The organism is Klebsiella sp. YJ, assembly GCF_002108615.1.
Taxonomy (GTDB): domain Bacteria; phylum Pseudomonadota; class Gammaproteobacteria; order Enterobacterales; family Enterobacteriaceae; genus Klebsiella; species Klebsiella planticola.
Genome location: NZ_MTEG01000026.1, coordinates 81337 through 95121 on the forward strand (window position 1 = coordinate 81337; position 13785 = coordinate 95121).

Annotated in this window: 13 protein-coding genes and 1 rRNA gene; 6 read left to right on the top strand and 8 right to left on the bottom strand. The window is 52.7% G+C overall.

Features of this window, described 5'->3' with window-relative positions; genetic code table 11:
• Positions 1-99 precede the first annotated feature (99 nt).
• Entirely contained in the window at positions 100-1149 is a 1050-nt protein-coding gene (gene glnL / locus BV390_RS23505; protein WP_004869278.1) for a nitrogen regulation protein NR(II), read from the top strand.
• An 8-nt stretch (positions 1150-1157) separates the two neighbouring features.
• A complete protein-coding gene (glnG, locus tag BV390_RS23510) occupies positions 1158-2567 on the top strand; it encodes a nitrogen regulation protein NR(I) (RefSeq protein ID WP_032690144.1) in 1410 nt (469 codons plus the stop codon).
• Positions 2568-2610: 43 nt separating this feature from the next.
• On the opposite strand, the gene hemN is transcribed toward glnG, so the two are convergent.
• Both hemN and yihI read right to left on the bottom strand, forming a co-directional pair.
• Positions 2611-3984 carry an oxygen-independent coproporphyrinogen III oxidase gene (hemN, locus tag BV390_RS23515; protein WP_046853297.1) on the bottom strand — a complete coding sequence of 458 codons (1374 nt, stop codon included), beginning with the start codon at positions 3982-3984 and terminating at the stop codon, positions 2611-2613.
• Between the two features lie 188 nt (positions 3985-4172).
• Entirely contained in the window at positions 4173-4679 is a 507-nt protein-coding gene (yihI, locus tag BV390_RS23525) for a Der GTPase-activating protein YihI (RefSeq protein ID WP_032690135.1), read from the bottom strand.
• Between the two features lie 585 nt (positions 4680-5264).
• On the opposite strand from yihI, the gene yihA reads away from it, so the two are divergent.
• On the top strand, positions 5265-5897 hold the full coding sequence (yihA, locus tag BV390_RS23530; protein WP_032690136.1) for a ribosome biogenesis GTP-binding protein YihA/YsxC: 633 nt from the start codon (positions 5265-5267) through the stop codon (positions 5895-5897).
• 135 nt (positions 5898-6032) lie between these two features.
• On the opposite strand, the gene spfP is transcribed toward yihA, so the two are convergent.
• Positions 6033-6080: a small protein SpfP gene (spfP, locus tag BV390_RS32130; protein ID WP_071892919.1), complete on the bottom strand. Its 48-nt coding sequence runs from the start codon at positions 6078-6080 to the stop codon at positions 6033-6035.
• A gap of 165 nt (positions 6081-6245) precedes the next feature.
• Positions 6246-9032 (bottom strand): DNA polymerase I, encoded by a 2787-nt coding sequence (polA, locus tag BV390_RS23535; RefSeq protein WP_064385852.1) that lies wholly within the window; start codon positions 9030-9032, stop codon positions 6246-6248.
• Positions 9033-9428: 396 nt separating this feature from the next.
• Here polA and BV390_RS23540 point away from each other — a divergent pair, with 396 nt between their 5' ends.
• The gene (locus tag BV390_RS23540) at positions 9429-10337 is read left to right on the top strand and encodes an acyltransferase (RefSeq protein WP_032690138.1); all 909 of its coding nucleotides are present in this window, start codon (positions 9429-9431) and stop codon (positions 10335-10337) included.
• Positions 10338-10411: 74 nt separating this feature from the next.
• On the opposite strand, the gene dsbA is transcribed toward BV390_RS23540, so the two are convergent.
• The 3 genes from dsbA to BV390_RS23555 all read right to left on the bottom strand — a co-directional run bounded on the left by dsbA (position 10412) and on the right by BV390_RS23555 (position 12394).
• Entirely contained in the window at positions 10412-11035 is a 624-nt protein-coding gene (gene dsbA, locus BV390_RS23545; protein ID WP_032690139.1) for a thiol:disulfide interchange protein DsbA, read from the bottom strand.
• A 27-nt stretch (positions 11036-11062) separates the two neighbouring features.
• Positions 11063-12049: a serine/threonine protein kinase gene (locus tag BV390_RS23550; protein ID WP_032698470.1), complete on the bottom strand. Its 987-nt coding sequence runs from the start codon at positions 12047-12049 to the stop codon at positions 11063-11065.
• 75 nt (positions 12050-12124) lie between these two features.
• Positions 12125-12394, bottom strand: coding sequence for a YihD family protein (locus BV390_RS23555; RefSeq protein WP_004869260.1), 270 nt, complete (start codon positions 12392-12394; stop codon positions 12125-12127).
• A gap of 71 nt (positions 12395-12465) precedes the next feature.
• On the opposite strand from BV390_RS23555, the gene mobA reads away from it, so the two are divergent.
• Positions 12466-13047, top strand: coding sequence for a molybdenum cofactor guanylyltransferase MobA (mobA, locus tag BV390_RS23560; protein WP_032690141.1), 582 nt, complete (start codon positions 12466-12468; stop codon positions 13045-13047).
• Positions 13044-13550, top strand: a complete 507-nt coding sequence (gene mobB / locus BV390_RS23565) for a molybdopterin-guanine dinucleotide biosynthesis protein MobB (RefSeq protein WP_085397418.1) — start codon at positions 13044-13046, stop codon at positions 13548-13550. The genes mobA and mobB overlap by 4 nt, the downstream gene beginning before the upstream one ends.
• Before the next feature lie 135 nt (positions 13551-13685).
• On the opposite strand, the gene rrf is transcribed toward mobB, so the two are convergent.
• Positions 13686-13785: ribosomal RNA gene (rrf, locus tag BV390_RS23570) — 5S ribosomal RNA — on the bottom strand; the annotation flags it as partial.

Below are 13785 nucleotides of genomic sequence, written 5' to 3' on the forward strand. Positions count from 1 at the left end.
TGGGCTTTTTTCTCCACCAACACTCTGATCTCATGCGCTTTTTATCTATAAAAAGCTATACTGCACTAAAATGGTGCACTCTTTTCAGGAGACTGTCAGATGGCAACAGGCACTCAGCCCGATGCTGGGCAGATCCTTAACTCTTTAATCAACAGTATCTTACTGGTCGATGACGACCTGGCGGTGCATTACGCGAACCCGGCCGCGCAGCAGCTGCTGGCGCAAAGTTCACGTAAGCTCTTTGGCACGCCGCTTCCGGAACTGTTGAGCTACTTTTCACTGAATATCGGCCTGATGCAGGAAAGCCTGCTGGCGGGCCAGGGCTTTACCGACAACGAAGTGACGCTGGTTATCGATGGCCGCTCGCATATCCTGTCTCTGACCGCACAGCGCCTGCCTGAAGGCTATATCCTGCTGGAGATGGCACCGATGGATAACCAGCGACGCCTGAGCCAGGAGCAGCTGCAGCACGCCCAGCAAATCGCGGCGCGGGATTTGGTTCGCGGGTTGGCCCATGAGATCAAAAATCCTTTAGGCGGCCTGAGAGGCGCTGCGCAATTGTTGAGTAAAGCGCTGCCTGACCCGGCGTTGATGGAATACACCAACGTGATTATTGAACAGGCCGATCGCTTAAGAAATCTGGTCGACCGCCTGCTGGGGCCGCAGCATCCAGGGATGCACGTTACCGAAAGCATCCATAAGGTCGCCGAACGGGTTGTGAAGCTGGTCTCGATGGAACTGCCGGATAACGTCAAACTGGTCCGCGATTACGACCCGAGCCTGCCGGAGCTTCCTCATGACCCGGACCAGATCGAACAGGTTCTGCTGAATGTCGTACGCAACGCGCTGCAGGCGCTGGGGCCAGAAGGTGGCGAGATCATCCTGCGCACCCGTACCGCCTTTCAGCTGACGCTGCACGGCGTACGTTACCGCCTCACCGCGCGTATTGACGTCGAGGACAACGGCCCGGGAATTCCGTCCCACTTACAGGATACGCTGTTCTACCCCATGGTTAGCGGTCGCGAAGGCGGTACCGGTCTGGGGCTCTCCATTGCCCGCAGTCTTATCGATCAGCACTCCGGCAAAATTGAATTTACCAGTTGGCCAGGACATACCGAATTCTCGGTGTACCTGCCTATTCGGAAGTAGAGGTGTTTATGCAACGAGGGATAGCCTGGATCGTTGATGACGATAGCTCCATCCGTTGGGTGCTTGAACGCGCGCTCACCGGAGCAGGCTTAAGTTGTACAACGTTTGAAAGCGGCAACGAGGTGCTTGATGCACTCACCACCAAAACCCCGGATGTACTGTTATCTGATATCCGGATGCCGGGAATGGATGGGTTGGCGTTACTGAAACAAATCAAACAGCGTCACCCAATGCTTCCGGTCATCATAATGACCGCGCATTCGGATCTGGACGCGGCGGTCAGCGCCTATCAGCAAGGTGCCTTTGACTATCTGCCCAAACCTTTTGATATCGATGAAGCGGTGGCGCTGGTTGATCGGGCGATTAGCCATTACCAGGAACAGCAGCAGCCGCGTAATGCGCCGATTAATAGCCCGACGGCCGATATCATCGGCGAAGCGCCGGCAATGCAGGACGTCTTTCGCATCATCGGGCGCCTGTCGCGTTCATCAATCAGCGTATTGATCAACGGCGAATCCGGTACCGGTAAAGAGCTGGTTGCGCACGCCCTGCACCGCCATAGCCCGCGGGCAAAAGCGCCGTTTATCGCACTGAATATGGCTGCAATCCCAAAAGACCTGATCGAATCTGAACTTTTCGGTCACGAAAAAGGGGCATTTACCGGCGCCAATACCGTACGTCAGGGACGTTTTGAGCAGGCTGACGGTGGGACTTTGTTCCTCGATGAGATCGGCGATATGCCGCTTGATGTACAGACGCGCCTGCTGCGCGTGCTGGCCGATGGCCAGTTCTATCGCGTTGGCGGCTATGCGCCGGTGAAGGTAGACGTGCGAATTATTGCGGCAACCCACCAGAACCTTGAGCAGCGCGTGCAGGAAGGAAAGTTCCGTGAGGACCTGTTCCACCGCCTGAACGTGATTCGCGTTCATCTGCCGCCGCTGCGCGAGCGCCGCGAAGATATTCCCCGCCTGGCGCGGCACTTCCTGCAAATTGCCGCCCGCGAACTGGGGGTCGAAGCCAAGCTGCTTCATCCGGAGACGGAAACCGCGCTCACCCGTTTAGCCTGGCCTGGTAACGTCCGCCAGCTGGAGAACACCTGCCGCTGGCTGACGGTGATGGCAGCAGGCCAGGAGGTTCTGACGCAGGATCTTCCCAGCGAACTGTTTGAAACCGCGATTCCCGATAGCCCGACGCATATGCAACCGGACAGCTGGGCAACCTTACTGGGACAGTGGGCCGATCGCGCTCTACGTTCCGGTCATCAAAACCTGCTTTCTGAAGCGCAGCCGGAGATGGAGCGGACGCTGCTTACTACTGCCCTGCGTCATACGCAAGGGCATAAGCAGGAAGCCGCGCGACTGCTAGGATGGGGGCGTAATACGCTAACGCGCAAGCTGAAAGAGTTAGGAATGGAGTAATGCTTCGCTGTCCCGGCAGGCCTGTCGCCCGCCGGGATAGTGTTTAAATTACCCGGGAGAACTGCTGCATCCGCGCTTTCTGACGCAGATAGGCGTCAAAGCACATGCAGATGTTGCGAATCAGCAGACGGCCTTTTGCCGTCACCTGAATGCCCTTGTCATCCACATCCACCAGCCCATCTTTTGCCAGCGGTGCCAGCAGCGCCAGATCGTCGGCAAAATAACGCTGAAAATCCAGTTTCCACCGCGTTTCCACCGCAGAGAAATCGAGATGGAACTGGCAAATCAATGCCTTAATAACGTCACGACGAATACAGTCATCGCGGGTCAACGCGATACCGCGCCAGAGCGCATCTCCGGTTTCATCAACCTGTTGATAATAGAGCTTCAGCTCTTTCTGGTTCTGCGCGTAGCAGTCGCCAATCATGCTGATCGCCGACACCCCCATCCCCAGCAGGTCGGTATCGCCCTGAGTGGTGTACCCCTGGAAATTACGGTGCAGGACGCCGTCGCGCTGAGCAATGGCCAGCTCGTCATCCGGACGGGCAAAGTGATCCATGCCGATAAACTGATAGCCGGCGTCGGTGAGTGAGACAATGGTCTCCTGCAGGATATCCAGCTTCTGTTCCGCCGAAGGCAGGTCGGCATCTTTGATTTTACGCTGAGCGGCGAAGAGCGTCGGCAGATGCGCATAGTTGAATACGCTCAGACGATCGGGGTTGAGCTCGGCCACTTTTTGCAGCGTAAAGGCAAAACTCTCCGGCGTTTGTTTCGGCAGGCCGTAAATCAGATCGATATTCGTCGAGGTAAAACCAATTTCACGCGCATGGTTGAGCAGGGCAAAGATAAACGCCTCATCCTGCTCGCGGTTCACCAGCCGCTGAACCTCTTTATTGAAATCCTGCACGCCCATGCTCAACCGGTTAAAGCCTTCCGATCGGAGATGATCCAGAACATCCAGTTCAATTTCACGCGGATCGACTTCAATCGAGATCTCTGCATCGGCGTTAAAACTGAAATGGCTGCGCAACAAACGCATTAAGCGGCTGATTTGCGCTTTATTCAGGTAAGTGGGAGTACCGCCGCCCCAGTGCAGCTGGTGCACCTGACGCCCGGCAAAGAGCGGCGCGCGATGAATAATTTCCTGCTCCAGCACATCCAGGTACTGGTCGGCTTTATGCTGCTGGCGAGTCACAATTTTGTTGCAGCCACAGAAATAGCAGAGCTTGTGACAAAACGGAATATGCACATACAGCGATAGCGGACGCTGCGGGTAGCGAGCTACCGCCGCATCAAATTCTGCCGCACCGAACTCAGGCGAAAACTCCAGTGCGGTGGGGTATGAGGTATAACGTGGCCCCGAATAGTTATATTTCTGGATCAGGGCCAGATCCCAGTCGATTAACTGCACAGACATGCTCACTCCTTCCGATGGTGCCGTCGGCGGGTACGCCGCCCCGGCCCAACCGCACCTCGGGTAATGAGCCGGTTGCGCAGCCATTTCTGACGCCGCGACAACCGTCGTAGTTTAACGAATAACCACAGCAGATAACATACAACCAAAAGGGTTATAAGCAGGACCGGGAATCCGATTGAGTGCAAACGTTAGTTTCCACCCTTCAGCAGACGCATCATATCTTCCTGACGCTCTTCTTCTTCCTCATCCTCGTCATCATCGTAGGACAGGCCAAGCTGCTGCATCAGCTCATCAATACGATCGAGTTTGGCATCGACCCACGACTGCTCTTCAGCATTCAGGGTGCCGCCCTCTTCCAGACGTTCCAGCAGCGCGTCCAGGCGCTCATCGTTTTCCAGCAAATCCAGCTCAGCCTGTGGTGAAAGCATAGGTTTCTCGCTCTTCGGTTTGTGCTGCTTAGGAGCCGGGGTGCTTTCAGTCACGCCCAGCGGAATCGGTTTTTTACTCCCAATACGCGGATCTTGCTGCTGGCTCTGTTTTTTGCCGGATGATGCGGCATCACCGCCGGTTGCGCGACTTCCTGCCGCGTGACCACGATGTTTCTTCTGGCGTTTGCGATCGCGGGATTCCTGATTCATTTCTTCACGTGTCTTGCGATGCGTTTTGCCACGGGGTACGGATGTCGGTTTTTTCATATAGGTAATCTTCAGATTCGTTTTCTTCAGTATAGAATTGAGGCGGAATCTAGCAGAAAGCAAGCAAAGAAAAAAGGCGACAGATTACTCTGCCGCCTTTTTCCTCACTGACAACCCTTAGCGGGTTTCCACTTTCCCTGTTAGCTCACGACGCACCCTGTCTTTCCTTTAGCAAATAACAGTCCCTGTTATCTCCCTTTCCTTGTTAAAACGTCTCCAGACGTTTGTCATCCTGACATTAATCCCGGGTCTTCGCCTCCCTGGCGCTCCTGACTACTCATCCTGAGTCACTTTCCTGCCGGCTTCCTCGCCTGTGCCCATTACTTTACCGTTTTAATCAAATCCTACAACCAACCACAAAGTAAAAATGGCTATTTAAGATTGTTCTATACAGTTAATTGTATGAATTTTAATGCCTTAACACTATCCACACCGTCGTTTCTCATCGATTACCTCGACATTGAATGGACAATGTCTCACAAAGTGAATGGTTTTTACTTACGGCAGAGGATGCGGTAAAAACAGCCTTTTTCTGCTGTTCAGGTATAATCCTCGCCATAGCCTTATTTAACGGAGACGACAGTCTTGACTAACTGGAACTATCAACAGACGCATTTTGTCACCAGCGCACCCGATATCCGCCACCTTCCATCCGATACGGGTATCGAAGTTGCCTTTGCTGGTCGCTCAAATGCGGGGAAATCCAGCGCCCTGAATACGCTCACCAACCAGAAAAGCCTGGCGCGTACTTCAAAGACCCCTGGCCGCACCCAGCTAATCAACCTGTTTGAAGTCGCCGAAGGCAAACGCCTGGTCGACCTGCCGGGTTACGGCTACGCTCAGGTCCCGGAGGAGATGAAGATCAAATGGCAGCGCGCTCTGGGTGAATACCTGGAGAAGCGTCTGTGCCTGAAAGGACTGGTGGTGCTGATGGATATCCGTCATCCGCTGAAAGACCTCGATCAGCAAATGATCGAATGGGCCGTAGAAAGCGATATCCAGGTACTGGTTCTGCTCACCAAAGCCGATAAGCTGGCCAGCGGCGCACGTAAAGCGCAGGTCAATATGGTGCGTGAGGCGGTTCTTGCCTTTAACGGCGATGTGCAGGTTGAACCCTTCTCTTCGCTGAAAAAATCAGGCGTGGATAAGCTGCGTCAGAAGCTCGACAGCTGGTTTAATGAGATCCCTCCTCAGGAAGAGATCGCCGACGGAGAGTAATCGCCGTTGTTTTCCCGGATAGCGGCGCCTGACGCCTTATCCGGGCTGCGTCATCAGCCCACCGCAGTCCGCCAGAATTTTCTTTCGCGCAATAAAAAACGCCCCGGTCATAAATGACCGGGGCGGCTAAAATATTCAGCCAAATCCGATTACGTGAAGTAAAAGGTCTGAAAGATAGAACATCTTACCTCTGTACCCTACGTCATTAACTCTACTCTTCTTTTGGTTACGGAGAAAGCACTTTTTGTAGTTTTTTTTCACTCTTTACATAGCAAATTCAAATGATCATCACAAAACGCTATAAGTTATGTTGCTTACTTACAGGAAATCACCTTATCCACTGAATACTTAGTGCGCTTGATCCCAGTTTTCTCCGCTTCCCACTTCCACCAGCAGCGGTACCGCCAGCGTGGTGCTATTTTCCATCAGTTCGTGCACCTTTTTCGCCACGGCATCAAGGTCATCTTTGTGCACTTCAAAGACCAGTTCATCGTGCACCTGCATGATCATCCGCACCCGCGGCTTCTCGGTCAGCAGCCATTCATCAACGGCGATCATCGCGCGCTTGATAATGTCAGCCGCCGTCCCCTGCATCGGGGCGTTGATCGCCGCACGTTCGGCGCCGGCACGACGGGCGCCGTTGCTGGATTTGATGTCCGGAAGGTAGAGGCGACGGCCATCCAGCGTTTCGACATAGCCCTGCTCTTTTGCCTGTGCCCGGGTACGCTCCATGTAATCGAGGACGCCAGGATAGCGCTCAAAATAGAGGTCCATATATTTCTGCGCCTCTTTACGCGGAATATTGAGCTGCCGGGCAAGACCAAATGCGCTCATGCCATAAATCAGACCAAAGTTAATCGCCTTGGCACTTCGACGCTGCTCGCTGCTTACGCTCTCCAGCGGCAGGCCAAAGACCTCTGCCGCCGTTGCGCGGTGGATATCTTTACCTTCCGCAAAGGCGGTCAGCAGGCCTTTGTCACGCGACAGATGCGCCATAATGCGCAACTCAATTTGCGAATAGTCGGCAGAGACAATGAGGTAATCCGGCGGCGCGATAAATGCCTGACGAATACGACGCCCCTCTTCGTTACGCACTGGAATGTTCTGCAGGTTAGGATCGGTGGAGGAGAGACGCCCCGTCGCCGTTACCGCCTGATGATAAGAGGTATGCACGCGGCCGGTTTTAGGGTTAATCATCAGCGGCAGCTTGTCGGTATATGTCGACTTCAGCTTCGCCAGTCCGCGATATTCCAGAATAACTTTCGGTAACGGATAATCCAGCGCCAGTTCTTCGAGCACTTCCTCGGAAGTTGAAGGCGCGCCGCCAGGTGTTTTCTTCAGTGGTTTAATGCCTTGTTTTTCAAACAAAATAGTCTGAAGCTGCTTGGGTGAGGAGAGATTGAACTCTTCACCCGCGATCTCGTAGGCTTTCTGCTCCAGCTCGATCAGGCGTTTGGCAATCTCCTGTGAATGGGCATGCAGTACGGCCGGATCAATGTTGACCCCGTTACGTTCTACGCGGGAGAGCACCGGAACCAGCGGCATCTCAATATTTTTAAAAATATTCAGCGGACCTTCATGCTGCTGCAGCTTCGGCCACATCTTCAGGTGCAGCTGCAGGGTGACATCGGCATCTTCCGCCGCGTAGCGGCCGGCTTCTTCCAGCGCGATCTGGTTAAAGGTGAGCTGATTTTTACCTTTACCCGCAATCTCTTCAAAGCTAATCGTTTTATGCTTCAGCCAGCGGTCGGCAAGGCTGTCCATATCATGACGGCCCGCCACGCTATCAAGAATGTAGGATTCCAGCATGGTGTCAAAAGCGATACCGCGTAACTCAATGTCATAGTTCGCCAGAATTCCGCGGTCATATTTCAGGTTTTGCCCGACCTTCAGCAGATTCTCGTCTTCCAGCAGGGGTTTCAGCAACGTCAGTACGCGTTCTCGGGAGATCTGATCCGGCGCATCGAGATAATCATGCGCAACCGGTACATAGGCGGCAACGCCGGGCTCGATGGCAAACGACAGACCCACCATATTGGCAGAAATATTATCCAGGCTGTCCGTTTCCGTATCAAACGCAAACAGCGGCGCTTGTTTCAGCTTGTCGATCCATTCGATCAGCGTCTGCTCATCAAGAATGGTGACGTAGTTTTCCGCAGACAGCGTCGCCACCACCTCGGCTTCGTCTTCCGCTACTGCCACCGCTTCTGTCGGTTTTACGGCTGGCTTCACGCCTTTTGACTGCATCCATTTGCCGGATTCAACATCGGTGATCCAGCGCTTAAATTCATATTTTTTGAACAGAGCCAACAGATCATCCGCCGCCGGCGGCAGCACGTGCAGCTCTTCACAGCTCAGATCCAGCTCGACGTCAGTTTTAATCGTGGCCAGCTGATACGAGAGGTAGGCCACCTCTTTATTCTGTTCCAGCTTCGCCGCCATCGTTTTGGCACCACGGAAGGTCAAACCGGCAATTTTTTCTGGCTCAGCGTACAACGTATCCAGCCCTCCCAACCCCTGCAGCAGCGCCTGAGCCGTTTTCTCGCCCACGCCGGGTACGCCGGGAATGTTATCGGAGGAGTCGCCCATCAGCGCCAGGAAGTCAATAATCAGCTCTGGCGGAACGCCGTACTTCGTCACCACTTCTTCCGGGCCAAGAATGGTATTGGTCATGGTATTAATCAGGGTAATTCCCGGCGTGACCAGCTGCGCCATATCTTTATCACCGGTACTGATGAGCACCGGGCGGCCCGCTTTTTCTGCTTCGCGCGCCAGAGTTCCGATCACATCGTCCGCTTCGACGCCAGGCACAGCCATCAGCGGCAGCCCCATCGCCTTCACCATGGTATGCAGCGGTTCGATCTGCGCCCGCAGATCGTCCGGCATCGGCGGACGATGGGATTTGTAATGCTCAAACAGTTCGTCACGGAAAGTTTTCCCTTTGGCATCAAATACCACCACGGCATGCGTGGGTTGATACTGGAGGATCAGGCTTCGCAGCATATTCAGCACGCCATACATAGCGCCTGTCGGTTCTCCGGCGCTGTTAGTCAGCGGCGGGAAAGCGTGATACGCCCGGTAGAGGTAAGAGGAGCCGTCAACGAGGATAAGTGGGTTTTCTGGGATCTGAACCATAATTTCCGTGCCTGTTTATCAGATTATGGGTAAAGGATGCCACAGACAGGCCTGAAAACCTGAATTTTTCCCGCATTTCACCAAAAAGATTCGTTGATCCGGTCGATCGTGCGGCGGCAATATCTGTGGATAACTTTGTGCATAGTTTTATAAGGATAGCTGTCTGCTCTGAAATAAAATAACAAAAAACATAATTTAAGTTTATTTATCATAAAGTTAATTATTGATCCTTGCTTTTAATACCTTTCTAATGACTCAATGTTCCATGTGGATATAAGATCCGCCTTTTTTTCTGTTCTGGTAAGACCCGTCATTTGCTGCGTTTTCTGGTAAAATCAGCCTCTTGCACGGTTTAACTGCGCTCTTTATCAGCCTAACTTTCTGAATAAACTAACTATGTCGAGATTACTCGCTGCAATAACACTTCCGCTGAGTATCGCCCTTACCATCTTAGTCACCATTATCTGTTCCGTACCGATAATCATCGCCGGGCTGATTAAACTTCTTGTACCCATCCCTGCGGTATGGCGTGCGATTTCCCGTTTCTGCAATTTCATGATGTATTGCTGGTGCGAAGGGTTGGCACTGCTGCTCTACCTGAATCCCAGACTGACGTGGGACGTGCAAGGTCTTGAAGGGCTGAATAAGAAAAACTGGTATCTGCTTATCAGTAATCATCACAGCTGGGCGGATATCGTGGTGCTCTGCGTGTTGTTCCGCAAGCATATCCCTATGAATAAGTACTTCCTTAAGCAACAGCTGGCGTGGGTGCCTTTTATCGGGCTTGCCTGCTGGGCGCTGGATATGCCCTTTATGCGTCGCTACTCGCGAGGTTATTTAATTCGCCATCCTGAGCGTCGCGGTAAAGATGTTGAAACCACTCGCCGCTCCTGCGAGAAATTTCGCTCACATCCGACGACCATCGTCAATTTTGTAGAGGGTTCACGTTTTACCGAAGACAAGCAGAGGCAAACCCGTTCACCTTATCGCAATTTATTACCACCGAAGGCCGCTGGTATCGCGATGGCGTTGAACGTGCTCGGTGCTCAGTTCGATAAGCTGTTGAACGTCACGCTTTGCTATCCGGAGAACAACCAGAGGCCATTTTACGATATGTTAAGCGGCCGGCTGACGCGTATTGTGGTTCGCGTTAATCTCGTTCCCGTGGCGGAAGATCTGCACGGCGACTACGTGAATGACAAAAACTTTAAGCGCCGTTTCCAGCGTTGGTTGAATGAACTGTGGGAAGAGAAAGATCGTCAGCTGACGGAAATCATGCGGACAAAAGGACGCGAGGAGCGTTGAACCTGATAATGATGCCACCTCGACAGGGGTTTAACAGGGATATTAAAAAAGCCGGTCAGTGACCGGCTTTTTTTTTACTTCTTCTCAACCAGCTGCTTAACGGTATCCGCATACTGGGCGACAAAGGCGTCCATATTGCTGGTATCCATCCCCTGCGGGTTCAGCTGATATTTGCCGTCGACGTACATTGCCGGTACGCCCTGCAGCTGGAAGTCAGCGGCCGCTTTTTCCTGCTGAGCAACCAGGGATTTCACGACAAAGCTGTTCCATGCCGCATCGTAGTCTTCACCTTTCACGCCAGCATCAACGAAGACTTTACGAATATCAGCCACGGTCTGCACGGTCTGGGTTTTCTGTACCGCTTCAAACATCGGCACAGTGATCTTATCTTCAACGCCCAGCGCCATCGCTACGGCCCATGCCTGGGTTAAGTCTTTACCCAAAGGCCCGAGGAATTCAACGTGGTACTTGGTCATTTTGACGCCTTCCGGCAGCTTTTTCTTCACGTTATCAGAAACGTGCAGCACTTCTTCAAACTGATAGCAGTGCGGGCAGTAGAACGAGAAGAACTCAAGAACCTGAGGCGCGCCGGCTACGGGCTTATCAAGGGTGATGTACTGCTTACCGTCGGTGATCTGGGCAGCAGAAGCACTAAAAGCCAGAATCATACCAGCCAGCGCCAGCCAAATTTTTTTCATGTTTACGTCTCTCCTGGAAATATCTGATTAATACATTGGCGTTAACTGAAGAGGGGGTTCTTGCAGAACCTTCACCTGCTCAAGAAAAGTTGCTGTCTGCCCCCGCCAGTAATCTTCCCCGGTAAGCCAGGGGAAATTAATAGGGAAAGCAGGATCGTCCCAGCGCCTGAGCAACCATGCCAGATAATAAACTAACCGCATGGCGCGTAAAGGTTCGATAAGGGCGATTTCGTCCGAATTGAACGGACTGAATTCTTCATAAGCTTCAACGATCATCTCCAGCTGCATACGCTGCTCGGCTTTATCACCGTTCAACAGCATCCAGAGATCCTGGATGGCCGGACCGTTGCGGGCATCATCTAAATCGACAAAAAGCGGACCATCGCGCCAGAGAATATTACCGGCATGACAATCGCCGTGCAGACGCAGAATGTCCGCGTTGCCGTGCCATTGAGCGATAACGGCAGCAATCAGCTTATCTGCGGCGCAGAGGAAGTCCTTCTTCAGACCTGAGGGGATCAGCGTTGAGTGTTCAAAAACGTCTCTCGGCGCGAGCAAATACTCATTCACTCCTATCTCAGGGCGCGCGACAAAACGCGCTTTACGCCCGGTCTGGTGCAAGCGCCCCAGATAACGGCCGACGGACTCCATTTGATCGAGGTTATCAGATTCAAACTGGCGCCCACCTAAGCTGGGGAACACGGCAAAAAAGAAGCCCTGATGCTGATGAAGGGTGCTGTCATTGAAAAATAATGGCGCAGCAACAGGAACATCATCCTGCTTGAGCTGGAGGGTAAACTGGTGTTCTTCGAGGATCTGTTCGGCAGACCAACGTTCAGGACGATAGAACTTCACCACATAGCGATGGCGGTCTTCGTCCTGAAACTGGTAAACGCGGTTTTCATAGCTGTTAAGCGGAGTGAGCCCGGAGTCCACTCGCATCCCCAGATCGAATAGCCCATCGATGATGGTATCCGGGTTTAGCGTCTGAAAATTAAAAGCCTTATCGTGCATCCTGACATCCGATAATCTTAGGAATAGTTCAGGATATCATCTCATAACTCGTTCCGCGGCAGCACTTACAACCTTTTACTCTTTAATCACGCCGCGTGCGCGCAATAAGGCCGTTTTGAAATCCTCTTCGTAATCCTTCTGAATACCAGGAATAACGGCTTCTTTTGCTGAATCACGCATTTTCAGATGATAAATCAGGATATCGTCGGAAAGATCGACCAGCTCACCGTCGTAACCGGCTTCTTTTGCGAGTTTCTGCAAAAATTGCATCAGGTTCAGCTCCGGCTCTTTCTGCCAGGCTGGCTGGAGGAGTTCAATTACTTCATTCAGACGTTTACATTTCATGGTCATGCTCCTTACTCTTGATAGCGACAACTTAACAGGGTCAATCCCACAATGAAAGAGGCGATATTGATATGCAAGGCGAGGTCATAACCGGCGTTGTATTAGCAGGCGGAAGGGCCACGCGGATGGAAGGAGCGGATAAGGGATTGCAGCTACTCGATGGTAAGCCATTATGGCGCCATGTTGCAGATGCGCTGTCTCCTCAGGTGGCCAACCTGGCTATCAGCGCCAACCGTAATCTGGAACGCTGGTATGAAAGCGGGTATCCGGTGTATTCCGACAGTCTCGCTGACTTCCCGGGGCCATTAGCCGGTATGCTATCCGTGATGCAGCAGACACAGAGCGAATGGTTTCTCTTCTGTCCCTGCGATACTCCCTTTATCCCCCCATTCCTGGCTGAGCGCTTTATACAGCAGAAAAAGACCGCCCCCGTAGTCTGGGTTTACGATGGCGAACGCGATCATCCCGCTATTACTCTGATGCATCGATGTTTAATGCCCGATCTGGCGGCATATCTTGCTGCAGGCGAACGACGCGTGATGGCTTTTATGCGCGACAGCGGCGGACATCGCGTTGATTTCAGCGATGTCCGCTCGGCATTTATTAACGTCAATACCCTTGATGACTTGCAGCGCATACAGGAGCAATCATGATCCCCGTTCTCGCCATTTCAGCCTGGAGTGGTACCGGTAAAACAACGCTGTTAAAGAAATTAATCCCCGCATTGTGCGCTGCTGGCCTGCGTCCAGGTTTGATCAAGCATACCCATCACAATATGGATGTCGATCGGCCGGGTAAAGACAGCTATGAATTGCGTAAAGCCGGGGCAGCTCAAACGATTGTCGCCAGTTCACAACGCTGGGCGCTAATGACGGAAACGCCGGATCAAGAAGAGGTGGATTTGGCCTGGCTGGTTAGCAGGATGGATGCATCAAAGCTGGATTTAGTTCTGGTTGAAGGGTTTAAGCATGAGCCGGTGCCAAAGCTCCTGCTTTTTCGGCAACAGGGTGGGCATCGTATCGAGGAACTCGTCCTGGACGAGCATGTGATTGCGGTGGTCAGCGACACCCCATTAGAGACATCACTCCCACAGTTAGATTTAAACGATATTCCGCAGATCGCGGCGTTTATTCTACGATGGTTGGCAGAAGCTTAATGGCAGTGAGTATTTCAGCAATGGGCGTAAGATTACGCCCGTTTGCGTTATTCCTGCAAGATTAAACATAGCGGATAAATAACGACGAAAACGCAAGAAGCCCATCCGTCAGGATGGGCTTTTTACTGATTTAATGCCTGGCAGTTCCCTACTCTCACATGGGGAGACCCCACACTACCATCGGCGCTACGGCGTTTCACTTCTGAGTTCGGCATGGGGTCAGGTGGGACCACCG